Origin of the sequence: Nocardiopsis sp. FR4 (genome assembly GCF_009830945.1) — a bacterium.
In the GTDB taxonomy this organism is placed as follows: Bacteria; Actinomycetota; Actinomycetes; order Streptosporangiales; family Streptosporangiaceae; genus Nocardiopsis.
Genome location: NZ_ML776454.1, coordinates 82,296 through 106,922 on the forward strand (window position 1 = coordinate 82,296; position 24,627 = coordinate 106,922).

A 24,627-nucleotide genomic window follows, 5' to 3' on the forward strand; every position below is an offset into this window, starting at 1 on the left:
CGGAGGGGGCGTCCCACACGGGAGACGCCCCCTCCGCCGTCGAACCCGGCGAGCAGCCGTGCCTAGCGGCGGCGCTGCTTGCGGTCCGGGCGCACGCTGCCCTTGGAGGCGCGGCCCGGGGCCCCGGCGCCCTTCTTCTCACGGATGCGCATGCTGATGTGCACCGGTGAGCCCTCGAAACCGAAGTCCTCCCGCAGGCGCCGCTCGACGAAGCGGCGGTAGTTGTCCTCCAGGAACCCGGTGGTGAACAGGATGAAGTGCGGCGGACGGGTACCCGCCTGAGTCGCGAACAGGATCTTGGGCTGCTTGCCGCCGCGCACCGGCGGAGGGGTGGCCGCCACCAGCTCCTTGAGCCAGTTGTTGAGCTGGCCGGTCGGGATGCGCTGGTTCCACCCCTGGAGGCTGGTCTCGATCGCCGGGACCAGCCGCTCCATGTGGCGCCCGGTCTTGGCCGAGACGTTCACGCGGGGAGCCCAGGAGACCCGCGCCAGCTGCCGGTCGATCTCCTTCTCCAGGTAGATCCGGCGCTCCTCGTCCAGGATGTCCCACTTGTTGAAGGCCAGGACCAGGCCGCGACCGGCCTCCACCACCTGCTCGACCACCCGGATGTCCTGCTCGGCGAGGGGCTCGCTGACGTCCATCAGGACCACGGCGACCTCGGCCCGCTCCAGCGCGGTGCCGGTGCGCATCGTGGCGTAGTAGTCCGCGCCCTGCAGGGCGCGGAACCGGCGGCGGATGCCGGCGGTGTCGATGAACTTCCAGGTCTTGCCGCCCAGCTCGATGAGCTCGTCCACCGCGTCACGGGTCGTGCCCGCCACCGAGTCCACGACCACCCGGTCCTCACCGGCCAGCCGGTTGAGAAGGCTGGACTTGCCCACGTTGGGGCGGCCCAGCAGCGCGATCCGGGGCGGCCCGTCCTCGCCCTCGTCCTCCTCCTCGCCCCGCGGCTGCTCGGGGAACTCGGCGACGAGCGCGTCCAGCAGGTCGCCGGTGCCGCGGCCGTGCAGGGCGCTGATCGGGTACGGCTCGCCCACGCCCAGCTGCCACAGGTCGAGCGCGTCGGCCTCCTGCATGCTGCCGTCGACCTTGTTGGCGGCCAGCACGACGGGGCGCTTGGTCGAGCGCAGCACGCGGGTGACGGCGGCGTCGGCGTCGGTCACGCCGACCGTGGCGTCGACCACGAACAGGATGACGTCGGCGGTCTGCGCGGCGTACTCGGCCTGCCGGGCCACCATGGCGGCCAGCCCGCTGACGCTGGTCTCCCAGCCGCCGGTGTCCACCAGGGTGAACCTGGTGTTCTGCCACTCGGCGTCGTAGGCGACCCGGTCGCGGGTCACGCCCGGAACGTCCTCCACCACGGCCTCACGACGGCCGATGATGCGGTTGACCAGGCTGGACTTGCCCACGTTGGGGCGGCCGACCACGGCCACCACGGGCAGGGTCGCGGGTTCGGCGGCGTCGGTGCCCTCGGGACCGACGTCGGAGATGTCGAAGTCACTCATGTACTGCTCCCGGTTCTTGGCCCCCGCGCGCCCAGGATGCGTGCCGCGGGGACGCGAAAGGTCGACCCGGCCCCGAGGGTCCGGGGCCGTGCGGGTCGGACGCGGGCGCCGACGGCACCCGCGTACTGGTGGCCACGGGGAGGAACCCCCGCGGAGGTCGGTATGTTCCCCCGGAGGGGCGGTGGTCCGGCGTCAGCGGGCGCGGGCCTCGTCGGCCAGCTTGACCACCAGGGCGATCACCTCGTCGAGGGTCAGCCCGGTGGTGTCGAGCTCGGTGGCGTCGGCGGTCTGCCGCAGCGGCGAGTGCACCCGGCTGGAGTCCAGCCGGTCGCGGCGGACCAGGTCGGCCTGGGTGGCCGCGACGTCGCTGGTGCGGACCTCCCTGCTGCGCCGCTGCGCGCGGGCCTCGGCGCTGGCGGTCAGGAACAGCTTCACCGGGGCGTCGGGGGCGACGACCGTGGTGATGTCGCGCCCCTCGACCACGATGCCCGGACCCTGCTCCCGGGCGGCGGCGATGATCTCCCGCTGGGTGCGCACCAGGCGCTCGCGCGCCGCGGGCACGGCCGAGACCGCGCTGACGTTGGCGGTCACGTCCCTGCCCCGGATCTCGGCGGCCACGTCGCGGCCGTCGACCGTCACCGTGGGCGCGCTGGGGTCGGTGCCCATGACGATCTCGGGGCGCTCGACGAGGGCGGCCACCGCCTCGGCGTCCTCGACGTCGACGCCGTGGTCCAGCATCCACCAGGTCAGCGCCCGGTACATGGCGCCGGTGTCGAGGTAACGCAGCTCACACGCCCTGGCCACACCCCTGGAGGTGCTCGACTTGCCCGAGCCGGAGGGACCGTCGATCGCGATGACGATGCCCTCGGTGCTGTCCTGCGCGCTCACTGCCGTTGACTCCCGTGTACTTGCGCTGTTGCCGACGCCCAACCCTACCCGTCCGCGGGCACGCGGTACGCCCGCGGACCAGGACCGCCGCCGGTCTCACAGTCCCGGGTGGACCGACCAGCCCCGGGCGTCCAGCGCCTCCGAGAGCGTGTCCACGGCGGCGGGCAGGACGTGGAGCTGGGCCACACCCAGCGGAAGCCCCGGGGTGTGCTCGATGCGGACGTCCTCGATGTTGACCCCCGCCTCGGCCGCGGCGGCGAAGAGGCGGCCCAGTGCGCCGGGCTCGTCCGGGATGACCACGGGGATCACCGTGTACTCGGGCCTGCGCACCGTGCCGTGCTTGCCGGGGATGCGGCCGTGGCCGGAGCGCCCGCGCTCCAGCAGGTCGCGCACCGGCTCCAGCTCCTCCGCCCGAACGTCGGGCGCCCGGGCCGCCAGCGCGCGCAGGACGTCGGCGGTCGCCGCCAGGTCGACGGCCATCGCGTGCAGGACCTCGGCCACCGGGGCGGCGTTGTGCGTGAGGATCTCGGTCCACATGGCGGGGTCTCCGCCCGCCACGCGGGTGACGTCGCGCACGCCCTGTCCGGCCAGGCCCAGCGCGGTACCGTCGCCCGCGACCAGCCGGGCCGCCACCGCGGAGGAGGCCACGTGGGGCGCGTGCGAGACCAGCGCCACCGCGCGGTCGTGCGCACGCGCGTCCAGCACCACGGGGTCCGCGCCGCACATGCGGGCGATCTCCACGACCATGGCGACGGCCTGAGCGTCGGCCTTGTCGGTGGGGCACAGCGCCCAGGAACGCCCGAGGAACAGGTCGGCGCGGGCGGCGCCGGGCCCGTGCTTCTCCCGGCCGCCCATCGGGTGCCCGGGCACGAACGTGGCCATGTCGCAGCCCAGGCGCTCGGCCTCAGCCAGCACGCTCGCCTTCACACTGGCCACGTCGGTGTACACGTGCGCCAGCCCCCGGTCCTGCGCGCGGCGCAGTGCGGAGGGGATGACGGCGGGCGGCGCGGCGATGACCGCGACGTCGGCGGGCACCTCCGAAGGGTCCGCGGACTCCTCCAGGGGACGTCCCGCACCCAGATCGCAGGCCAGGCGCAGTGAGGCGCCGTCGGGGTCGGAGAGGGTGACGTCGACGTCGCGGGAGCGCAGGGCGAGCGCCACCGAGGTCCCGATGAGCCCGGTCCCGACCACCGTGACCCGACGCACCGCGGGCCGGTGCTCTCCCCCTCTGGTGTTACCCACTGCTCTCCCGCCTCCGACGTGTACCGATCCCCCAAGCCTAGCCGCCCGCCCGGGGGCCGGTCGGACGGCTACTGGGCGATGTCCAGCCGCAGGGCCTGGGCCCCGCGCAGGTAGACGTGCTGCAGCTCCGAACGCGGCCGGTCCGTCTCCACGTGCGCCATGAGCCGGACCACGCGCGGCAGGGCGTGCGGAACGGCGATCTCTGTCGCGCACATGAGCGGCACGTCGGTGAAGCCGACCTTGCGCGCCGCCAGCGCCGGAAACTCACTGGTCAGGTCCGGGGTGGCGGTGAACAGCACGCTGATCACGTCGTCGGTCTCCAGCGCGTTGCGCCGCATGACCTCCGTGACCAGCTCCGCCGTGGCCTCCAGCACCTGCTCACGTTCGTCCGCGTCGACCTGCACCGCACCACGGATGGCCCGTACCGCCACGTTGGATCCCGCCTTGTCCTCGTCTCACCGGGCCGTTCCCGGAAAGGGGAACGGCGGCCGCCTCCCGGGCTTCGCCGGGACGACGACCGCCGTCAACTGTATCTACAGGCCAGCGGCCTCGTAGAGCTCGCTCACCTCACGCGAGGTCAGCGCCCGCATCGTGCCCAGTTTGAGGGTGTTGAGGTCGATCGGGCCGACCTGGGTCCGGGCGAGGTCAGCGACCGGGTGGCCGACGGCCTCCATCAGGCGGCGCACGATGTGCTTGCGGCCCTCGTGCAGCCGGATCTCGACGAGCGCCTTGGGCGGCTCGTTCTCGACCACGCGGAAGGAGTCGACCTCGACCGGGCCGTCCTCCAGCTCCACGCCCTTCTCGATCTCGCGCACGACCCGGTGCGGCACCGGGCCGGGCACCTTGGCGATGTAGGTCTTGACGACCTTGTACCGCGGATGGGTGAGCCGGTTGGCCAGCTCGCCGTCGTTGGTCAGCAGGATCAGACCCTCGGTCTCGGTGTCCAGCCTGCCCACGTGGAAGATCCGCTCCTCGGTCTGGCCGGTGTAGTCGGCCAGGGTGGGGCGCCCCTCGGGGTCCCACATGGTGCTGACCACGCCGCGCGGCTTGTTGAGCGCGAAGTACAGCTTGTCCGGGGCGGTGACCACGCGCATGCCGTCGACGCGGATCTCGGAGGTCTCCGGGTTGACCCGGGCGCCGAACCGGCGCACGACCTGGCCGTCCACGCTGACGCGTCCGGCGGCGATCATCTCCTCGCTGGCCCTGCGGCTGGCGACACCGGCCGCGGCGAGCGCCTTCTGCAGGCGGATGCCGCCCTCGACGTCGGTGTAGGTGTCGCGCCCCTCGTCGCCGTCGCGGTCCTCGTCCCTGGGGTCGTAGTCGGCGCGCAGGGCGTTGAGCCGCTCGCGGGCCGCCTTGGAGAGCTGGTTCTCGCTCGGGTGGCCGCCCGCGGGGGCACCGCCGCGCCGACCGCCCCCGGAGGAACGGCGGTCGTCGCGGTCACCCCGACCGTGGGAGCGCCCGCCGTTGCCGCGGTCGTCACGACCGGAGCGGAAGTCACGTCCGCCGCGGTCATCGCGGCGGCCCGCGCCGCGCCCGTCCCGGTCACCGCCGAACGAACGACGGTCATCACGGTCACGGAAGTCGCGCCCGCCACCGGAACCACGTCCAGCGCGGTCATCACGACCGAACGAACGACCACCGGGGCCACGGTCGTCACGACCGCCACCCGGACCACGGCCGTAGGAACGCTCACCCGCACCACGGCCGTCCCGGTCACCCCGGAAACCACCACGGTCACGGTCATCACGCCCACCGCCGAACGAACGACGGTCATCACGGTCACGGAAGTCGCGACCGCCACCGGAACCACGCCCAGCGCGGTCATCACGACCGGACCGGAAGTCACGCCCGCCGCGGTCATCACGGCCGTAGGAACGGCCCCCTGGGCCGCGGTCGTCGCGGTCGCGGAAGCCGCGCGAGTCCCGGTCACCCCGGAAGCCGCCGCGGGAACGGTCGTCGCGTCCGCCGCCGCCGAAGGAGCGGCGGTCGCCGCGGGAACGGTCGTCCCCCCGGTTCCTGCTGTCGCGGCGGTCCGAGCCGCCGCGGTTGTCGTAGTCGCCGCGCTCACCGCGCGGGGCGTCGTCCCGCGCACCGCGGGAACTGCTGTTAGGTGTGCTCACCGGTGTCGTCTAGACCTTCGATGTCGTCGGGGAGGAACGGCGCCAGATCGGGCAACTCGTCGAGGCCTCGCAGGCCGAGCCGTTCCAGGAAATAGGAGGTGGTCCGATACAGCAGGGCACCGGACTCGGGATCGTGTCCGGCCTCCTCGATCAGGCCCCTCAGTACGAGGGTACGCATAACCCCGTCGCAGTTGACACCGCGTACGGCCGAGACCCTGCCCCGGGAGACCGGCTGCCGGTAGGCCACCACCGCCATCGTCTCCAGCGCGGCCTGGGTGAGCCGCACCTCCTGCCCCTCCTTGAGGAAGTGCTCGACGACGTCGGCGCATTCGGGTCGCGTGTACACACGCCACCCCTCGGCCACCGCCCGAAGGTCGAAACCCCGGCCCTGCTCGGTGTATTCCCGGGACAGGGACTCCAGGGTCCGCGAGACCACGGCGACCGGTACGTCCAGGGCCCGGGCCAGGTCGTACTCCGACACCGGCTGGTCCACCACCATCAGCACCGCCTCCAGGTCGCGGCGCAGCGTCGGCGGGACCCCGGCCCCGTCGGTCCCTCCCCGCGCCTCCTCCCCGAGCGGCCCCTCGGGCTCCTTCCCGAGCGTGCTCCCGGCGGTGGTGTCCTCAGCGGTCATCGGCTGTCCTCCCCCTCGTCGTCCCCGGTCCCGTCCGAGTCCACGTCTCCGGTCCCACCACCCTCTCCGGCGGCCTCGGACTCGTCGTACTCGCTCTCCAGCTCGACCTCGCCCTCCCCGCCGGTCCAGGTGACGAGCAACTCACCGAGCGGCTCGGGCTGCTCGAAACCCACGTTGGCGGCCCGGTACAGCTCCAGCAGGGCCAGGAAGCGGGCGATCACCTCGAAGGTACCGGTGCAGGCCGCCGTGAGCTGGGCGAAGGTCAGCTGACCGTGCTCGCGCAGCTCCGCGACCATCAGCTCGCCCTGCTCCCGGACCGAGGTCTTGGCCTGGTGGATGTGGGTGACCGGGACGCTCGGCGGTTCCTTGGGCGTGAACACCAGCCCGGCCAGCGCGGCGAACTCCTGGGGCCCCAGCTTGAACAGCACCTCCGGCCGGAGTCCGGCGAACCGCTCCTCCAGCGGAACGGCGCGCGCGTAGCGGCGCCCCTGTGAGGCCAGCCGGTCGCGCATGACCGCGGCCACCTCCTTGTAGGCCCGGTACTGCAGCAGCCGGGCGAACAGCAGGTCTCGGGCCTCCAGCAGCGCCAGGTCGGCCTCGTCCTCCACGTCGCCGCGCGGCAGCAGCCGGGCCGCCTTCAGGTCCAGCAGCGTCGCCGCGACCAGCAGGAAGCTGCTGGCCTGGTCCAGGTCCCAGCCGTCACCGTGGGCCCGGATGTGCGCGATGAACTCATCGGTGACCTTGGACAGGGACACCTCGGTGATGTCGAGCTTGTGCTTGGCGATCAGTCCGAGCAGCAGGTCGAAGGGGCCCTCGAAGTTGTCCAGGTGCACCTGGAAGGCGCCGCTCCCCGCCTCCGCGCCGTTCTCCGCCTCCGGGACACCCTCCGGCTCCGCGGCGCTTCCCGCCTCCGTACCGGTCGCGGCGCCCGCCCCGGTCCCGCTCCGCGCACCGGACCCCACCGCGGCTCCGCCCCTCGCCGTGCTCCGTCCGGCCGGGCTCCGTTCAACCGCCATGGCACCGGCCCCACGTCGTCTCGCTCATACGACAAGGGTGTCACCGGACCGAACCCGCCGGTGACACCCGCGCCCCCTCCGCCGAACCGGTGCCCCCTCCGGCACCGGTGCGATCGCTCACTCCTCGCGCAGCCTGCGCACCAGCATGCTGGACGAGCCGTGCTCCTCGAAGTCGGCCAGCAGGACCGCGACGGCCTCACGGACGAGGCGGCCCCGGTCCGCGGCCAGCCCGTGCTCGGCACGCAGCGACAGCCGGGTCTGTTCCAGGGCCAGCAGTTCGGGCCCGGAGATGTAGACGGTGATCTTCTCGTCGTGGCGCTGGCGCCCGCTCGGCTTGGGCGCCTGCCGCACCTTCGTGCCGGACGCGCCCTTGCCCTTGGAGCGCGCCGACGTCTCGGTCTTCCTGCCCTGCTCCGGTGCCGTGTACTGGCGTTCGGTCTCTTCCGGCGCCTCCTCGGCACCGCTGGGACGGAAGAACAACTCGTCCGCCCCGGGTAGGGTCACGCGCCGTGACCGCTGAGAGGCCACCTCGCCAGCACCTCCTTGGCCAGGTCCCGATAGGCGTTGGCCCCGGCCGAGGACGAGTCGAACCTGGTGATGGGCTCACCCGCCACGGTGGCGTCCGGGAAGCGCACGGTCCGGTTGATGACCGTGCCGTAGACCTTGTCCCCGAATCCGTCGATGATCGTGGACAGGACCTCACGCGCGTGGAGCGTGCGCGGGTCGTACATGGTGCCCAGGAAACCGTCGATGACCAGGCGCTCGTTGAGCCGTTCCTGGACCTTCTGGATGGTGTCCATGAGCAGGGCCACACCGCGCAGCGCGAAGAACTCGCACTCCAGCGGCACGATGACGCCGTCGGCGGCGGTGAGCGCGTTGACGGTGAGCAGGCCCAGCGAGGGCTGGCAGTCGATCAGCACGACGTCGTAGTCGTCGATGACCGGGCGCAGCGCGCGGCCGAGCATCTGCTCGCGCGCCACCTCGCCGACCAGCTGCACCTCGGCGGCCGACAGGTCGATATTGCTCGGAATCAGGTCCAGGCCGTCGATGTCGGTCTTGAGCAGGACGTCCTCGACCGTCACGTCCCGCTGCATGAGCAGGTTGTAGACGGTCAGGTCCAGCTCGCGCGGATCGAGGCGGCCCAGGCCGACGGAGAGAGCTCCCTGCGGGTCGAAGTCGACCAGGAGCACCCGTCTTCCGTACTCGGCGATCGCGGCACCGAGGTTGATCGTGGTGGTGGTCTTACCGACCCCACCCTTCTGGTTACAGAGTGCTACAATCCGTGCCGGGCCGTGTTCGTCGACGGGTTCCGGTTCCGGATACGTTCGCTCAGGTCTTGAGGTGTGCAGATCAACCCCCGTGTTGCGTGTCGTCCCCCACGGGTTGGTCACCGGGCCGACGAGTTCCCCCTCGCCGACGGGTGCGTTACTCGCATCCTCGCCATGTTCCCAGTTCACAACCCTTGACCTCCCCTACGGACCGGCCACGGCTCCAAGGGATACCGTGCTCTTGGGCCTGGCCGCCGTCGGAAACTCAATATGTCGACAGCAACGTACCTCCGTGCGGCGACTCTAGAACGCCGACACGTCGCACTTCAATGAAACGTACGCGTAGAATCCCACGCCTTCGCCGCTGGGGGAAATCGAAAACCGTCGACCCGGTTGTCCGCTTCGCCCGCGCGACCGATCCGTTCCGCCGGCGCGTCCCCTCCGCTCCGGCCGCTCCCGGCCGCCTCAACGCCGTGCCCTGGGATGACTCGACGCGTAGACCTCGCGCAGGCGCTCCACCGTCACCAGGGTGTAGATCTGCGTGGTGGTGACCGAACTGTGTCCCAGGAGTTCCTGTACGACGCGGATGTCGGCGCCGCCGTCGAGGAGGTGGGTGGCGAAGGAGTGCCGCAGCGTGTGCGGTGACACGTCCTCCACCCCGGCCCGCTCGGCGACGGCGGCCAGGGCGCTCCAGCCGCCCTGGCGGGTGAGCCTGCCGCCGCGGGCGTTGAGGAACAGCGCCGGTCCGCCCCGTCCGGAGGAGGCCAGGGTCGGGCGGGCTCTCACCAGGTAGCCCTCCAGCGCCCGGCGCGCGTAGGAGCCCAGCGGCACCAGCCGCTCCTTGCCGCCCTTGCCCCGGAACCGCACCAGGCCCACGGGGTCCCGGCCGGCCTCCGGGCCGACCGCGCCCGCCCCGCGGCTCCCGTCGCCCCCTCCGCTGTTGCCCCCCGTCCCACCGCCTCCGCCGCTCCCGGCGCCCACGGCGTCGATGACGTCGTCCACGTCCAGCCCCACGGCCTCCGAGATGCGCGCGCCCGTCCCGTAGAGCATCTCCAACAGGGCGCGGTCGCGCAGGGCCAGCAGCGCGGAGCGCTCACCCGAGGCCGGAGCCCCGACCGGTCCGGCGGCCTCCAGGAGGCGCTCCACCGACGCCAGGGGCAGCGCCTTGGGCAGGCGCATCGGCGTCGCGGGCGGGGAGATGTCGGCGGCGGGGTCCACGGGGGCCCACCCCTCGCGCACGGCGAAGCGATGCAGGCCGCGCACGGCGGCCAGGGCCCGCCCGGCCGAGGCGGCGCCGAGCGGCGGGTGGTGCCCGTCCCCCTCGCGCAGGGCCCGCAGGAAGTCGCCCACGTGGCCCGGCCCCACGCCCCCGGGGTCGCGCACGCCTCGGTCGGCCAGGTGGGCGCGGTAGCGGCGCAGGTCGCGCCGGTAGGCAGCGAGGGTGTTGTCGGCCAGGGCCCGTTCGGCGCTGAGGTGGTCCAGGTAGGCGGAGCACAGCCGGGCCAGCGGCCCCGACTCCGCCTCGCCGTCGGCCGCCCCGGTCCCGCCCACCGGGTCCCCCGTTCGCCCGGCCACGGGTCAGGCGGCGCCGGGCTCGCGCAGCGACGCGAAACCGTCCGCCGCCGCGGCCTGGGCCGCCAGCAAGCCGATCAGCGTCGCGCCGTTGTGCAGCGCGCCCGACATGGCCAGTCCGACCGCCTGCCCCAGGGGGATCCACTCGGCGACCAGCCCGAACTCCTCGTGCTCGCGCACGAAGTCGATCTCCGCCTCGGGCACCACCGTCAGGTCCCGGGCCAGGTACACGTGGATGCGCTCGTTGGAGAAGCCCGGCGAGGGGAAGAAGTCGGCCAGCTCGTGCCAGAGCCGCGCGCGCAGGCCCGCCTCCTCCAGCAGTTCGCGCTGGGCGGTGGGCAGGGGGCCCTCGCCCGCCACGTCGATCATCCCGGCGGGCAGCTCCCACATGGCGTGCCGGGTGGCGTGCCGGTACTGGCGCTGCAGGAGCACCCGGCCGCCCTCGTCCAGGGCCAGGGCCGCCGCGGCTCCGGGGTGGTCCATGTAGTCGCGGGCGGCCACGGTGCTCTCCCCGTCCGCCCCGGGCATACGCACCCAATCCGTGCGCATGCCGCACTTGACACCGCGGAAGCGCTCGGTCGACCGTTCCACCGGCCACGATTCGGGGACGTCGGCGATCTTGGCGTCCGTCCCCGCGGTCTGGGCCGGGTGGGGGTCACTGGGCATGGATCCCGCCTTTCAGGACTCGTACCCCGCCCGGCCCGGCCTCCGTCAGGAGTTGTGGTACTCCAGGGCCGCCGAGACCAGCCCGCGGAAGAGCGGGTTGGCCTTGGTCGGACGGGAACGCAGCTCCGGGTGCGCCTGCGTCGCCACGAAGAACGGGTGGGCGTCCCGGGGCAGTTCGACGTACTCCACCAGCTTGCCATCCGGGGAGAGCCCGGAGAACAACAGGCCGGCCTCCTCCAGCTGGGAACGGTAGGCGTTGTTGACCTCGAAGCGGTGCCGGTGGCGCTCGGAGGCCTCGGCGGCGCCGTAGAGCTCGCGCACCACGCTGCCCTCGGTCAGCGCGGCCGGGTACATGCCCAGCCGCATGGTGCCGCCCATGTCGCGCTCACCGGCGACGACGTCGGTCTGGTCGGCCATGGTGGCGATGACCGGGTCCGCGGCCTTGTCGTCGAACTCGGTGCTGTTGGCGCCCGCCAGGCCCAGGACGTCGCGGGCGTACTCGATCACCACGGCCTGCAGGCCCAGGCAGATGCCCAGCAGCGGGATCCGGTTCTCGCGGGCGTAGCGGATGGCCCCGATCTTGCCCTCGATGCCGCGCACGCCGAAGCCGCCGGGGATGAGGATGCCGTCCGCGCCGTCGAGCTCGGCGGCCGCCCCGGAGGGGCTGGCGCAGTTGTCGCTGGCCACCCAGCGGATGTTGACCCGGGTGTCCACCGCGAACCCGCCCGCGCGCAGCGCCTCGCTGACCGACAGGTAGGCGTCGGGCAGGTCGATGTACTTGCCGACCAGGGCGATGGTGACCTCGTGGTCGGGCTGGTGCACGCGGCGCAGCAGCTCGTCCCACTCGGTCCAGTCCACGTCGCGGAAGGGCATGCCCAGGCGGCGGACGACGTAGGCGTCCAGGCCCTCGCGGTGCAGGACCTTGGGGATGTCGTAGATGGAGGGGGCGTCGGGGGTGGAGACCACGCCGGCCTCCTCCACGTCGCACATGAGGCTGATCTTGGCCTTCAGGCTCTGGGTGATGGGCCGGTCCGAGCGGCACACGATGGCGTCGGGCTGAATGCCGATGCTGCGCAGGGCGGCGACCGAGTGCTGGGTCGGCTTGGTCTTCATCTCCCCGGACGGGCCGAGGAAGGGGATGAGGGACACGTGCAGGAAGAAGCAGTTGTCCCGGCCGATCTCGTGCCGGATCTGGCGGACCGCCTCCAGGAAGGGCTGCGACTCGATGTCGCCGACCGTGCCGCCGATCTCGGTGATGACGATGTCGACGTCGGGGGCGTCCATCGCGTAGATGCGCGCCTTGATCTCGTTGGTGATGTGCGGGATGACCTGCACGGTGTCACCGAGGTAGGCGCCCTGGCGCTCCTTGGCGATGACGCTGGAGTAGATCTGGCCCGTGGTGACGTTGGCCGTGGCTGACAGCTCGGTGTCCAGGAAGCGCTCGTAGTGGCCCACGTCCAGGTCGGTCTCGGCACCGTCGTCGGTGACGAACACCTCGCCGTGCTGGAAGGGGTTCATCGTCCCCGGGTCGACGTTGAGGTAGGGGTCGAGCTTTTGCATGGTGACCCGCAGGCCGCGCGACTTGAGGAGTCGTCCCAGGCTGGAGGCGGTCAGACCCTTGCCCAGACTGGAGGCGACGCCGCCAGTAACGAAAAGGTGCTTGGTACTCGCGGCGGATGCCAAAGTGGTGCTCCCGTGGGTTGAGTGGCTACGGCTGGCTCTGATCGGGCGGAGCCGCCGTGCGGCGGTCCGGTTGCGGGCGGTTGATCGTCGCTCCGGCCGCCGGACTCCACGGGGCACCAGGATAACAGGCCCCCTGTCCCTCCACACCGAGGCACACCTGCGTACACCCCCTCGCCACCCCGCGTCCACCGACCCGCCGCGCCGGAAGGGCCTTCGCGGCGGGGATCGGCACCGCCCCGCCCGGCGCGCGCCGGGCGGGGCGGACCCGGGGAGAGACCAACGCCATAGGGCCCTCCCCTCGGCGGGGTCAGTCGCCGCGTGCGTCCCCGTCGGCGGCGCTCCCCTCGGCAGCGCTCCCGCCGCCGGTGCTCCCGTCACCGGCGCCGCCGGAGCAGCAGCCGTCGGCGCAGCCCGGCTCCTCGCCGCGGACGGCGACCGAGGCCAGCCCAGCGGACCCGCAGCAGGCGTCCCCGCGCCAGGCCTCCCGCCCCTCGCGCACGGCCAGGACCGCGATGACCAGGGCGGCGGCCGGGTCGGCCCAGGCCCAGCCGAGCACGGCGTTGAGCAGCAGGCCGACCAGCAGGGCCGCGGACAGGTAGGAGCACAGCAGGGTCTGCTTGGAGTCGGCGACGGCCGTGGCCGATCCGAGTTCGCGCCCCGTCCGGCGCTGGGCCAGGGACAGCACCGGCATGAGCACCACCGACACCGCGGCCAGGGCGATGCCCACCACCGACGGCTCGGCCTCCTGGGCGCCCAGCAGGGTGCGCACCGCCTCCACCGTCACGTAGGCGGCCAGGGCGAAGAAGGCGATCGCGATGATCCGCATCGCCGTGCGCTCACGCGCCCGGCGCACGTCCTCCTGCCGGGCGGAGAACTGCCAGGCCACCGCGGCGGCGGAGGAGACCTCCACCAGCGAGTCCAGGCCGAACCCGATCAGCGCGGCGGAGGAGGCCAGGGTGCCCGCGGTCAGGGCCACGGCCGCCTCGACGAGGTTGTAGGCGATGGTGGCCGCGACCAGCAGGCGGATCCTCCTGGTCAGGACCGACCTGCGCGCGGAGTCCGCGGTGACGCGCATCAGCAGCAGCCCTCCTTCGCCGCCTCGGCGCCGTCGGCCCCGGTGTCGGCGCAGGAGCGGTCGGTCTCCACCGCGAGCACGGCCGAGCGCAGATCGTCCAGGGCGTGTGCCAGGCGGGGGTCGGCCAGCTCGTAGCGGACACGGCGGCCGACGGGGACGGTGACGACCAGCCCGCAGTCGCGCAGGCAGGCCAGGTGGTTGGACAGCCGGGTGCGGCTGATGTCGAGTTCCTCGGCCAGCTCGGCGGGGTGGGCGGGGCCCTCCCGCAGGACCAGCAGGACCCGGCAGCGGATCGGGTCGGCCAGGGCTCGGCCGAAACGGGCCAGGGCGTCGGTCTCGGTGGCTACTTGCAGCATGGCCACCATGGTACATAAAATCGTGAATCCACGAAATCATGAACCGAGGAGCGCGCCACGCCGGACCGAACCTACCGGGGGCATGAAGCCGGACGCCGTCACCTCCCCCTCACGGAGGCGGCCGGGGCGTGCTCGCTGGACGAGGACGCCTACCGCACGAGGACCGCCGCCTGGCGGGAGCTGCTGCGGGGCGCCGAGAGGCGGCCCGGGGGCAACGGATCGGTCTGGACGCTGCCCCGGGCACGGGCCGGCGCCCTGACGGAGCTGGTGGCCGCCGAACGCGGCTGCTGCGCCTTCCTGGACCTGCGGGTCGAACGGGAGGGGGCGCACGTGCTCCTGCGCACGGGGCTCAGGCCCGGCAGGCGCCCCGCCCCGGGAGGCCGGGCGGAGGAGGCCGCCCGGCTGCTGGGCGCCCTCGGCTGACCGTCCGCCGGGCCCCGCACACCCAGGGCCCCGGAGCTCGGGGCTCCCACGCCCGGGCTCCGAACACTCAGGCCGGGAAATTTCCGGCGCGGCCCAGGTAGGCGGGCGGCTGCTTGTCCAGGCGCTGACCCATCCACTCCCCCAGGGCGGCGGCCCCGGACAGGCTCACGCCCGTGTGCAGGCCGCTGCGGTGCAGCAGGTAGAGCAGGTCCTCAGTGGCGATGTTGCCGGTGGCGGCGGGTGCGAACGGGCAGCCGCCGAAGCCGCCCAGGCTGGAGTCGAGCACCCGCACCCCCGCCTCCACCGCCGCGAGCGCGTTCGCGTAACCGGTGTTGCGGGTGTTGTGGAAGTGGCAGCGCAGCGTGCGCCCGTCAGCGACCTTCGCGACCCCGGCCACCAGCTCGGTGACCTGGTGGGGCACGCCGACGCCGATGGTGTCGGCCAGGGCGATCTCCACGGCGCCGGTGTCCGCGACGCGGCGGACCACCTCCACCACCCGTGCGGGGTCCACCTCCCCGTCGAAGGGGCAGCCGAAGGCCGTGGAGACGGTGACGCTCAGCGGAATGCCCGTTCCGGCCAGGTCCGTGTCGATGCCGGCGAGGACGTCCAGCATCTCCGAGACGGTGCACCCCTGGTTGCGGACGCAGAAGCCGTCGGTGGCGGGCACCGCCACGTTGACCTCCGACACCCCCGCGGCCACGGCCCGATCGAGCCCACGCCGGTTGAGCACCAGGCCGATGTGGGAGACCCCGGGCGCGCGCGTGACACCCGCCATGACCTCCTCGGCCCCGGCCATCTGGGGCACCCGTTTGGGGTTGACGAAGCTGACCGCCTCGATCCGGCGCACCCCGGCGGCCACGGCCCGGTCGATCAGCTCGACACGGTCCTCCGCCGACAGCACCCGGTCCTCGTTCTGCAGGCCGTCGCGCGGCCCCACCTCGACGATCTCGACGTGCTCCGCGCCCTCGGGCCCACGGTCGTTCGCGGCCATCGTCCCTCACCTTCCCACGCGCCGTTGCGTCCTGGGCACAGGCTAGCGAGGTACTCCCCGGCGGGCGCGCACCGGGGCGGGCCCGCTCCCGGCGCTCAGCGCAGGGCCAGCGCGGGGCGGACCTCCCAGGTCGTCCATACCGGGCGGTAGCCCATGCGGTGCCAGAACGGGCCCGACAGCGGGTTCATCTCGGCGTAGTTGAGCACCGAGACACCCACGCCGTGGCTGTCCAGGGCCTGGTGCGCCTGGCTCACCAGCGCGGTACCGATCCCGTGGCCGCGCTCCTGGGCGACCACCACGCCGTAACCGATGTGCGCGATGGGGCGGGCGTTGACCAGTGACTTGGCCCAGCGGGAGCGTTCGGGCGGGGACACCCACAGCAGGCCCACGGCGCGACCGCGCCGCTCGGCCAGCCAGATCCAGGACCGGGAGCGGTTGAGCGCCCGCGCGGCGACCTTGCGGGTCTGCTCTGCGGTGTCCGGCTGCAGGAACACCCCGCCGAAGTGCTGCTCGTAGCGGTGCTCCTCCATCAGGAGCCCGACCACCTGGGTCAGGTCGCTGCGGTCGGCCAGCCGTATCGTGACGTCGCGCGGCGGCAGCGAGGGCGGCACCCCGCGGCGCCGCGGCCGGGCGGCCAGCACGGTGTAGGGCTGCAGGCCGTGGCGCTGCAGCGGGATGATGCCGCACACGTCGCGGGCGGGCCAGCTCACCAGGGCCGCCGACTCCGAACCGGTACCGGTGGGCAGCTCCTCCAGCTGGTCGCGCCAGCTGGTCAGGAGGGAGTCCAGGGCGCGGCCGGGGTCGGGACCGCCGACGATGGGGGTGAGCCAGTGCTGGTCGGGCACGCCCCAGATCCGGCCGACCTCGCCGGGCTGGTACCACGTGTAGTGCATCGTGCCCGCGGCGACCTCGCGCCCGTCCTCGTCGCTGACGGTCAGGAGGGGGTAGGAACCCTGGGCGAAGCCGACGGGCTCGGGAAGCAGGGGGTCCGCGGCGGCCCAACGCTGGGCGGCCGACCGCACCAACGGGTCCAGGCCGACATCGCCTCCGGGCGACTCATCATGTCGCACCCGCGCGACATAACCGCTCATCCACCCCTCCCCTAGCGGGTCCTCACGTCGAACGCGCGTCCCCGGACCGGTGCCGTACGGCGCGCGCGCCGCCCTTGGCCGTCATACCGCCCTGACGGGGTCGGTCGCACCGCGGGCGGAACGAACCGACCGTATCGTCTCCTGGGCCACCCATGGGACGAAACAGCCGATTGCAACCAAGAATTCACTCCGCGTCGCCATGCCCTTCCGACCTTGGCGTCCGCGCGCCTCGACCCGGTCGGCGAGCGGACCCGCACCACGGTAACCGATCCAAGGTCACTCTCGGGTGCCGGGGCGGTCAATGCCCCGAAACGGAACCGCCCGCGCCGCCGGGGTCCGCGGATCACCCGCGGGCGGAGCCGCCCTCGGTGACGAAGGTGTTGCGCCCCTGGTTGATGACCTCGGGGTCGCCGGAGGCGAAGGAGACGGTGTTGTCCACGCCCACCAGCACGATCTTGTCCGCCGAGCCCACCTCCACCGTGGACCCGCGGCCGGTGGCGCGGACGAGTCCGCAGTCTCCGTGCAGCACCACGACGGCGTCGTCGGCGGTGACGACGACCTCCCGGTCAGCGCAGTCCTCGCTGAGCCGGGCGCCGTCGTCGACGACGATCAGGAACTCCGCGTCGCTGACGTTGTGCTCGGGGAGGGCGGCCTCGCCCGCGGCGCCCTCGGTGCCCGGGGCGCCCCTGGGCTCCTCCACGTCCTCGAAGGCCAGACCGCAGCCCGGAAGGAGGGAAACGAGCAGCAGACCGCCGCCCGCGGCCACGAGACGCCGAACCTTCATGTTTCCCCCACGACCGGATAACCGACAATTGCGACATAGGGCTTGTGCGAAGCCAAGACTATGTCACGCGAAGGTAACTGCGCGACCTCATCGTTGCCAAGAAGTTCCTCTTCCGAGATCCCCGGGGAACTGCGGAAACCGCCCCGTCCGGCCGGAAGCGCCGCTCCGCGGGGCTTGCGTCACTTCACCCCGGCCGCGTCCATGCCGCGAAGCTCACGCTTGAGCTCACCGATCTCGTCGCGCAGCCTGGCCGCCAGCTCGAACCGCAGGTCCGCCGCCGCCTGGTGCATCTGCTCGCTCAGCTGCTCGATCAGAGCGGCCAGTTCCGCACGGGGCATGGCGGACACCTCGGCCGAGCGCTCGCCCAGCGCGGGCACCGGCGCCCGGCCGCCCTTGGCCCCGGCACCGCGGTAACCGGTGGCCATCAGCTCCTCGGTGTCCAGGTCCTCCCGGTGCAGCGAGTCCAGGATGTCGCCGATCTGCTTGCGCAGCGGCGTGGGGTCGATCCCGTGCTCGGCGTTGTAGGCCAGCTGCTTGTCCCGGCGCCGGTTGGTCTCGTCGATGGCCGCGCGCATCGAGTCGGTGACGTTGTCGGCGTACATGTGCACCTGCCCGGCGACGTTGCGCGCCGCTCGGCCGATCGTCTGGATCAGCGAGGTCTCCGAGCGCAGGAAGCCCTCCTTGTCCGCGTCCAGGATCGCCACCAGCGACACCTCGGGCAGGTCCAGGCCCTCCCGGAGCAGGTTGATGCCCACCAGGACGTCGAACTCGCCCACCCGCAGCTCCCGCAGCAGCTCCACCCGGCGCAGGGTGTCCACCTCGCTGTGCAGGTAGCGCACCCGGATGCCCAGCTCGGCGAAGTAGTCGGTGAGGTCCTCGGCCATCTTCTTGGTGAGGGTGGTCACCAGGACCCGCTCCCGGCGCTCGGCCCGCACCCGGATCTCGTGCACCAGGTCGTCGATCTGGCCGTCGGTCGGCTTGACCAGCACCTCGGGGTCGACCAGGCCGGTGGGGCGGATCACCTGCTCGACCACGTCGCCGCCGCTCTGGCGCAGCTCGTAGCGGCCCGGCGTCGCCGACAGGTAGACCGTCTGCCCGATCCGCTCGGTGAACTCCTCCCACCGCAGCGGCCGGTTGTCCATCGCCGAGGGCAGGCGGAACCCGTGCTCGACCAGGGTGCGCTTGCGCGCGGCGTCGCCCTCGTACATCGCGCCGATCTGCGGAACGGTCACGTGCGACTCGTCCAGCACCAGCAGGAAGTCCTCGGGGAAGTAGTCCAGCAGGGTGTTGGGCGGGCTGCCCGGCTCGCGGCCGTCGAAGTGCCGCGAGTAGTTCTCGATACCCGAGCACGTGCCCAGCTGGCGCATCATCTCCAGGTCGTGGGTGGTGCGCATCCGCAGGCGCTGGGCCTCCAGCAGGCTGCCCCGCGCCTCCAGTTCGCCCAGCCGCTCGCCCAGCTCCGCCTCGATCGAGGCGATCGCCCGCTCGGTGCGCTCCTCACCGGCCACGTAGTGCGAGGCGGGGAAGATGAACATCTCCTCGCTCTCGCCCAGCACCTCGCCCGTGAGGGGGTGCAGGGTGAGCAGGCGCTCGACCTCGTCACCGAACATCTCGATGCGGATCGCCAGCTCCTCGTAGACCGGGATGATCTCGATCGTGTCGCCGCGCACCCGGAACGTGCCGCGGGTGAACGCGGTGTCGTTGCGCGAGTACTGCATCTCCACCAGGCGCCGCAGCAGGTCGTCGCGGTCGACCTCCATGCCCACCGACAGCTGCGCCATGCGGTCCACGTACTCCTGGGGCGTGCCCAGGCCGTAGATGCACGAGACCGACGCGACCACGATGGTGTCCCGACGGGTGAGCAGGGAGTTGGTCGCCGAGTGGCGCAGCCGCTCCACCTCGTCGTTGATCGACGAGTCCTTCTCGATGTAGGTGTCGCTCTGCGGGACGTAGGCCTCGGGCTGGTAGTAGTCGTAGTACGAGACGAAGTACTCGACCGCGTTGTTCGGCAGCATCTGCCGCAGCTCGTTGGCGAACTGCGCCGCCAGCGTCTTGTTGGGCTGCATGACCAGGGTGGGCCGCTGCAGTCGCTCCACCGTCCACGCCACGGTCGCCGTCTTGCCCGTGCCCGTGGCGCCGAGCAGGACCGTGTGCGGCTCCCCCGCCCGCACGCGCCGGGTGATCTCCTCGATCGCCCGCGGCTGGTCCCCCGCCGGGGTCATCTCCGAGACCACCTCGAAGGGCGCCTCGCTGCGCTTGATGTCGCTGACCGGTCGCACGTCGCCTCGTCTCCCATCGCACCGCGGACCCGTCCCCCGCGCCCGCGTGTCCCTTCCACCCAACGCTACCGAGGGGCTGTGACATCCCCGGCCGCTCCCGGGTACGGAGTTAGCATCGACTTCAGCGCACTGTGCCCGAAGCGAGGTGCCAGCCGTGTCCCACCCCTCCAGACCCACCTTCGACCCGGCCCTCCCGCCCCGTGTGGTCGCCCGGCTGCGGGCCCACCCCGAGAAGCTGCGCCCGGCCTCGGCCGGCCGCTCCCGCCGCCCCTCCTGGAGACAGGGCGCCGCGCTCACCGCGGCGGGGTGCACCTCCCTGGCCGCCGTCGCCCTGCTCTCCCCGACCGCCGGCGTCCTCCTGCTCCTCCTGCTGTGCCTCGGCACCACCGCGGCCGTGCTCGGCCTGGTCTCCCTTGGGAACTCCTTCACCGACGACTGGACCGACCTGGTGATGCACGCCTTCTGGGCGCTGCCCGCCGCCGCGGCCGGGGTACTGGGCGCGCGGCTGCTGCTCGGCCCGGTCGTCGGTCCGCTGGAGGCGCTCGTGCCCGGCGACCCCGCCACAGCCGCGCTCTACCTGGCCGCCGCCGCGGGCGGCAGCGGGGCCATCATGCGCCCGGGCATGGTCTCCCGGCTGGCCGCGGAGAACGCCGACCGCTACGTGCTGCCCGAGGACTTCGGCCGCCGCTACGGCTACGCCGCCCGCCGCGAGGAACCCGAGGCGCACCTGTTCGCCCGGCTCCAGCAGGCCACCGACCGGGTGGAGGAGGGCCAGCGGGTGCTGGGCGCCTCCTTCGACGCCGGGCACACCCTGCCGCTGCTGCGCGAGGAGGAGTGGCGTCTGGCCCGGGAGCTGCTGCGGCTGCGCTCCCTGCGTGAGGAACTGGTACGGCGCAGGCGCGAGGCCGTCTCCGAACAGGTCACCCGGGCGCTCCAGCCCCAGGAGGAGGCGGTGGCGCGCGCCCACGCGGCGCTGGCGGAGCGGATCGCGGTGCTGGCCGGCTACGGCGAGCGCGTGCACGCGGCGGTGACCGCGCACCGCGAGTGGGAGCAGTGCCAGGAGATCGCCGACCGCGCCGCCGACTACGCCGACCTGGCGCTGTCCTCCTCCCGCGACACCGTGCACACCGAGGAGCTCGATGAGAGCCTCCTCAGCGTCGAGGCCGCGCACTCGGTGCGCGAGGAGCTGGTCCGCAAGGCCGTGGACGCCGGCTCCTCTCTGACCGAGGCCCTGCGCCGGGGGTCCGACGGCGGCCAGAGCCCGCCCGGGGTTACCCGGAAACGGTGAGGCGGACCGGCCCCACGGGGCCGCGTCGCCCCGGCCGCGCCGTGTTCCACCGCCGGGCGGGCTACCCGGCGCGCGCGAGGAGTTCGCGCCACAGCTCGGCGACCCGCTCGCGCAGCTCCTCCAGGGTCCCGGAGTTGTCCACCACCAGGTCCGCGGCGGCCAGTCGGGTCGGACGGTCGGCCTGCGCCCGGATACGGGCCCGCACCTGTTCGCGCGGCATGCCCCGGTTCACGGCCACCCGCTCCACCCGCACCTCGTCGGGGGCGTCGACCACGACCACCACGTCGTAGAGCGGCCCCAGGCCGTTCTCCACCAGCAGGGGGACGTCGTAGACCACGACCTTGGCCCCCGAGGCCACGGCCTCCTCCATCAGTGCCGCGCTGCGCTCCCCCACCAGAGGGTGCACGATGGCGTTGAGCCTGGCCAGGCGCTCCTCGTCGGCGAAGACGATCTCGCCCAGCCGGGAACGGTCCAGCCGCCCCTCGGGGGTGAGCACCCCCTCGCCGAACTCGGCGACCACGGCGGCCAGCCCGGGGGTGCCCGGCTCGACCACCTCCCGGGCCAGGGCGTCTGCGTCGATGACGGTGGCGCCGTAGGCCGCCAGCTCGGCCGAGACCGCGCTCTTGCCGGAGCCGATCCCGCCGGTGAGTCCCACTTTCAGCATGCCGCTCACCCTAAACAGTCGCCCCCCGTTCGGGAACGCCGCCCCCGTCGCGGTCGGCGGGGACGAGCTCCTTGCGCATGTGGACCATGACCAGGTGATCGGCGACGCGTTCGCGGTGCGTCTCCGCGTAGCCCAGGTCCCGGTACAGGCGCTGGTCGCGCGCGCTCTGGGCACCGGTGAACAGGGTGAGCGCGGCCAGGGCGGGTACGCGCTCGCGCAGGGCCTCCTCCACGCGGCCCAACAGCGCCCGCGCGATCCCCCGGCCGCGCAGGTCGGGCACGACCGCCAGGCGGCTCACCACGCCCGTGGTTCCGGTGACCGCGCCCCTGACCGCGCCGACGAGCCGGTGTCCGGCCACGGCCTTGAGCACCAGCGCGTCCGGGCGGCCGAGGAACCGCTCGACCCGGTCCAGGCTCTCGGTGAGCGGCAGGACGAAGGGGTCCCCGTAGGCCTGCGCCTCGTCGACGAACGCGGCCCGCTGCAGGGTGAAGACCTCCCCGGCGTCGGCGGGGGTGGCCGGGTGGATGTCGAACACGTCGCCTCCTCCTGTGCCCCGCGCTCCGGGGCGCACCCCACCGACCCTAGTCTCCCCGGGGCCCCCGGTCCCGTATCCCGGTCCGGGCGGGGGAAAGGGCGAAGGGCCGCCCCCTCCGAGGAGGGAACGGCCCTTCGGGGCTGTCAGGGGTTCCGGGCGGAACCGCTGGCTAGGCCTCGCCGCCCGCGAGCTTCTCGCGGAGGGCGGCCAGGGCCTCGTCCGAGGCCAGGGCGCCGCTGGAGGACTCGGAGGCCGCCGCGCTGGCGCTCTGGCCACCGCCGGTGTACTCCTCTTCCTCCTCCGGGGCGGGCGCGTTGGCGGCGTCGGCCTCGGCCGCGCGAGCCTCCTCGACCTGCTTGCGGTGCGCCTCGAAGCGGGCCTGCGCCTCGGCGTAGCTGCGCTCCCACTCGTCCCGCTGCGCCTCGAAGCCCTCGAGCCACTCGCCGCTGTCGGGGTCGAAGCCCTCGGGGTACTTGTAGTTGCCCTGCTCGTCGTACTCCGCGGCCATGCCGTAGAGGGTGGGGTCGAAGTCCACCTGGTCCGGCGAGACGCTCTCGTTGGCCTGCTTCAGCGAGAGGCTGATGCGGCGGCGGTCGAGGTCGATGTCGATGATCTTGACGAAGATCTCGGTGCCGACCTGGACGACCTGCTCGGGCACCTCGACGTGGCGCTCGGCCAGCTCGGAGATGTGGACCAGGCCCTCGATGCCCTCCTCCACGCGCACGAACGCACCGAACGGAACCAGCTTGGTGACCTTGCCGGGAACGACCTGGCCGATCTGGTGGGTCCGGGCGAACTGCTGCCAGGGGTCCTCCTGCGTCGCCTTGAGCGACAGGGAGACGCGCTCGCGCTCCATGTCCACGTCGAGGACCTCGACGGTGACCTCCTGGCCGACCTCGACGACCTCGCTCGGGTGGTCGATGTGCTTCCAGGACAGCTCGGAGACGTGCACCAGGCCGTCGACGCCGCCCAGGTCCACGAACGCGCCGAAGTTGACGATCGAGGAGACGACGCCCTTGCGGATCTGGCCCTTCTGCAGGGTGTTGAGGAAGGTCTGGCGGACCTCGGACTGGGTCTGCTCCAGCCAGGCGCGACGGGACAGGACCACGTTGTTGCGGTTCTTGTCCAGCTCGATGATCTTGGCCTCGAGCTCGCGGCCGACGTAGGGCTGCAGGTCGCGGACGCGGCGCATCTCGACCAGGGAGGCGGGCAGGAAGCCGCGGAGGCCGATGTCCAGGATGAGACCACCCTTGACGACCTCGATGACGGTGCCGGTGACGACGCCGTCCTCCTCCTTGATCTTCTCGATCGTGCCCCAGGCGCGCTCGTACTGGGCGCGCTTCTTGGACAGGATCAGGCGACCCTCCTTGTCCTCCTTCTGGAGGACGAGGGCCTCGACCTGGTCGCCGACGGCGACGACCTCGCCGGGGTCGACGTCGTGCTTGATCGAGAGTTCCCGGGAGGGAATCACACCCTCGGTCTTGTAGCCGATGTCGAGCAAGACCTCGTCTCGATCGACCTTCACGATGGTGCCCTCGACAATGTCACCGTCGTTGAAGTACTTGATGGTCTCGTCGATCGCCGCGAGGAAGGCTTCCTCGGACCCGATGTCGTTGACCGCTACCTGGGGTGTCGAGGTGGCCTCGGTGCTGCTCGTCATTTGTGGGTGGACTCCGGATACGGACAGATTCAGGAAGATGGGCACGCCGCGGGATCGGGCCCGTCGATCCGCCGTCCAGAGGTGAGAAGCGGGGCCTGGGCCGCTCGAAAGCCGCCTGACCACCAGCCGCCGGGTCCAGAGTGCCGACCGAAGCGGTGCCCCCTACCGCCCCCTACCGGAGACAGCGGACGCCGCACGAACCCACAACGCTCCGGCCAGAATATGAGACAAGGGCGTCCTGGTCAATCGGAACCCAGGGCCGCCAACCCGACGTAGGTCGCAATGGCGGCAATTTACCCGAGCATGGCGGTTGAGATCAACTGGGGGGTCCGCCCACGTCCGGGCGGATGTCGCGGTCCGGGCCGGGACGCCGCGCACACGTCGGCGGGTGGGTGCCAAGACACGGGAAAATTCTGCAGGACCGGATTGCGGTCAGTCCATAGGAGGACGAGAGCGCGACCGTTTGACGGCACCCCGCCGTTTCTTGGCGTCCAGGCGGCGCTGGCGGGACGCCCGGGTGGGCCGGGTGGCGCGCCGCTCACGCGGCGGCGGCGCCGTGGCCTCGGCCAGCAGGGCCGCCATCCGCTCCAGGGCCTCGGCGCGGTTGCGCGCCTGGGAGCGGTGCGTCTGCACGGTCACCGTCAGCACCCCGTCCACCAGGCGCCCCTGGAGCCGCTCCAGGGCGCGCTCGCGCCGCGTACGGCCCAGGCTGGCGCAGGAAGCCACGTCCAGCGACAGCGACACCCGGGTGTCGGAGGTGTTGACGTGCTGGCCGCCGGGCCCGGAGGACCGGGAGAAGCGCCATGTGAGGGCGTCGGCGGGGACGGTGACCGATCCCACGGTCAGCCCCTCCGTGGTCGTGCCGTGTTCCGCCACCGTTCCCGCCT

The 24,627-nt window shown here is 72.6% G+C and carries 24 protein-coding genes; 2 read left to right on the plus strand and 22 right to left on the minus strand.

Translation table 11 applies throughout. The features are described 5' to 3' along the window. Nucleotides 1–62: 62 nt before the first annotated feature. The 14 genes from der to FYW95_RS00395 all read right to left on the minus strand — a co-directional run bounded on the left by der (nt 63) and on the right by FYW95_RS00395 (nt 14,025). A complete protein-coding gene (der, locus tag FYW95_RS00330; protein WP_159941036.1) occupies nt 63–1,502 on the minus strand; it encodes a ribosome biogenesis GTPase Der in 1,440 nt (479 codons plus the stop codon). Between the two features lie 192 nt (nt 1,503–1,694). Next, nucleotides 1,695–2,390 (minus strand): (d)CMP kinase, encoded by a 696-nt coding sequence (cmk, locus tag FYW95_RS00335; RefSeq protein WP_159941038.1) that lies wholly within the window; start codon nt 2,388–2,390, stop codon nt 1,695–1,697. 96 nt (nt 2,391–2,486) lie between these two features. Next, complete coding sequence (locus FYW95_RS00340; protein WP_159941040.1) at nt 2,487–3,632, minus strand: prephenate dehydrogenase; 1,146 nt, start codon at nt 3,630–3,632, stop codon at nt 2,487–2,489. A 68-nt stretch (nt 3,633–3,700) separates the two neighbouring features. Next, on the minus strand, nt 3,701–4,063 hold the full coding sequence (gene aroH, locus FYW95_RS00345; protein ID WP_159941042.1) for a chorismate mutase: 363 nt from the start codon (nt 4,061–4,063) through the stop codon (nt 3,701–3,703). A gap of 102 nt (nt 4,064–4,165) precedes the next feature. Further along, nucleotides 4,166–5,755 carry a pseudouridine synthase gene (locus FYW95_RS00350; RefSeq protein WP_160049868.1) on the minus strand — a complete coding sequence of 530 codons (1,590 nt, stop codon included), beginning with the start codon at nt 5,753–5,755 and terminating at the stop codon, nt 4,166–4,168. Further along, entirely contained in the window at nt 5,742–6,389 is a 648-nt protein-coding gene (scpB, locus tag FYW95_RS00355; protein WP_236567635.1) for an SMC-Scp complex subunit ScpB, read from the minus strand. Before scpB ends, FYW95_RS00350 begins: the two co-directional genes overlap by 14 nt. Then, a complete protein-coding gene (locus FYW95_RS00360; protein ID WP_370462354.1) occupies nt 6,386–7,351 on the minus strand; it encodes a segregation and condensation protein A in 966 nt (321 codons plus the stop codon). The genes scpB and FYW95_RS00360 overlap by 4 nt, the downstream gene beginning before the upstream one ends. Nucleotides 7,352–7,522: 171 nt before the next feature. Further along, a complete protein-coding gene (locus FYW95_RS00365; RefSeq protein ID WP_159941046.1) occupies nt 7,523–7,909 on the minus strand; it encodes a hypothetical protein in 387 nt (128 codons plus the stop codon). Further along, nucleotides 7,906–8,862 (minus strand): ParA family protein, encoded by a 957-nt coding sequence (locus tag FYW95_RS00370; protein WP_159941048.1) that lies wholly within the window; start codon nt 8,860–8,862, stop codon nt 7,906–7,908. The genes FYW95_RS00365 and FYW95_RS00370 overlap by 4 nt, the downstream gene beginning before the upstream one ends. Nucleotides 8,863–9,138: 276 nt before the next feature. After that, nucleotides 9,139–10,248 (minus strand): site-specific tyrosine recombinase XerD, encoded by a 1,110-nt coding sequence (locus tag FYW95_RS00375; protein WP_236567636.1) that lies wholly within the window; start codon nt 10,246–10,248, stop codon nt 9,139–9,141. A 3-nt stretch (nt 10,249–10,251) separates the two neighbouring features. Continuing rightward, nucleotides 10,252–10,911 carry an NUDIX domain-containing protein gene (locus FYW95_RS00380; protein WP_159941050.1) on the minus strand — a complete coding sequence of 220 codons (660 nt, stop codon included), beginning with the start codon at nt 10,909–10,911 and terminating at the stop codon, nt 10,252–10,254. Nucleotides 10,912–10,956: 45 nt separating this feature from the next. After that, nucleotides 10,957–12,594, minus strand: coding sequence for a CTP synthase (locus FYW95_RS00385; protein WP_159941052.1), 1,638 nt, complete (start codon nt 12,592–12,594; stop codon nt 10,957–10,959). Nucleotides 12,595–12,901: 307 nt separating this feature from the next. After that, nucleotides 12,902–13,669: a cation efflux transmembrane domain-containing protein gene (locus FYW95_RS00390; RefSeq protein ID WP_159941054.1), complete on the minus strand. Its 768-nt coding sequence runs from the start codon at nt 13,667–13,669 to the stop codon at nt 12,902–12,904. Continuing rightward, on the minus strand, nt 13,669–14,025 hold the full coding sequence (locus FYW95_RS00395) for an ArsR/SmtB family transcription factor (RefSeq protein WP_159941056.1): 357 nt from the start codon (nt 14,023–14,025) through the stop codon (nt 13,669–13,671). The genes FYW95_RS00390 and FYW95_RS00395 overlap by 1 nt, the downstream gene beginning before the upstream one ends. A 267-nt stretch (nt 14,026–14,292) precedes the next feature. Here FYW95_RS00395 and FYW95_RS00400 point away from each other — a divergent pair, with 267 nt between their 5' ends. Next, complete coding sequence (locus FYW95_RS00400; protein ID WP_159941058.1) at nt 14,293–14,448, plus strand: hypothetical protein; 156 nt, start codon at nt 14,293–14,295, stop codon at nt 14,446–14,448. Between the two features lie 67 nt (nt 14,449–14,515). On the opposite strand, the gene FYW95_RS00405 is transcribed toward FYW95_RS00400, so the two are convergent. The 4 genes from FYW95_RS00405 to uvrB all read right to left on the minus strand — a co-directional run bounded on the left by FYW95_RS00405 (nt 14,516) and on the right by uvrB (nt 19,593). Next, nucleotides 14,516–15,439, minus strand: a complete 924-nt coding sequence (locus tag FYW95_RS00405; RefSeq protein WP_159941060.1) for a hydroxymethylglutaryl-CoA lyase — start codon at nt 15,437–15,439, stop codon at nt 14,516–14,518. Nucleotides 15,440–15,534: 95 nt separating this feature from the next. Next, nucleotides 15,535–16,530 (minus strand): GNAT family N-acetyltransferase, encoded by a 996-nt coding sequence (locus FYW95_RS00410; RefSeq protein ID WP_159941061.1) that lies wholly within the window; start codon nt 16,528–16,530, stop codon nt 15,535–15,537. Between the two features lie 343 nt (nt 16,531–16,873). Then, the gene (locus tag FYW95_RS00415; RefSeq protein WP_159941063.1) at nt 16,874–17,314 is read right to left on the minus strand and encodes a DUF3060 domain-containing protein; all 441 of its coding nucleotides are present in this window, start codon (nt 17,312–17,314) and stop codon (nt 16,874–16,876) included. A gap of 179 nt (nt 17,315–17,493) precedes the next feature. After that, nucleotides 17,494–19,593: an excinuclease ABC subunit UvrB gene (gene uvrB / locus FYW95_RS00420; protein ID WP_159941065.1), complete on the minus strand. Its 2,100-nt coding sequence runs from the start codon at nt 19,591–19,593 to the stop codon at nt 17,494–17,496. Between the two features lie 154 nt (nt 19,594–19,747). Between uvrB and FYW95_RS00425 the strand changes: the two genes are divergently transcribed. Next, complete coding sequence (locus FYW95_RS00425; protein ID WP_159941067.1) at nt 19,748–20,881, plus strand: hypothetical protein; 1,134 nt, start codon at nt 19,748–19,750, stop codon at nt 20,879–20,881. A 61-nt stretch (nt 20,882–20,942) separates the two neighbouring features. Here the strand turns inward: FYW95_RS00425 and coaE are convergent, their stop codons facing one another. The 4 genes from coaE to arfB form a co-directional block, all read right to left on the minus strand. Then, nucleotides 20,943–21,545, minus strand: coding sequence for a dephospho-CoA kinase (gene coaE, locus FYW95_RS00430; protein ID WP_159941069.1), 603 nt, complete (start codon nt 21,543–21,545; stop codon nt 20,943–20,945). A gap of 10 nt (nt 21,546–21,555) precedes the next feature. Next, on the minus strand, nt 21,556–22,080 hold the full coding sequence (locus FYW95_RS00435) for a GNAT family N-acetyltransferase (RefSeq protein WP_159941071.1): 525 nt from the start codon (nt 22,078–22,080) through the stop codon (nt 21,556–21,558). A gap of 169 nt (nt 22,081–22,249) precedes the next feature. Further along, a complete protein-coding gene (gene rpsA / locus FYW95_RS00440) occupies nt 22,250–23,740 on the minus strand; it encodes a 30S ribosomal protein S1 (protein WP_159941073.1) in 1,491 nt (496 codons plus the stop codon). 432 nt (nt 23,741–24,172) lie between these two features. Continuing rightward, complete coding sequence (gene arfB, locus FYW95_RS00445; protein WP_159941075.1) at nt 24,173–24,616, minus strand: alternative ribosome rescue aminoacyl-tRNA hydrolase ArfB; 444 nt, start codon at nt 24,614–24,616, stop codon at nt 24,173–24,175. Nucleotides 24,617–24,627: the final 11 nt, after the last annotated feature.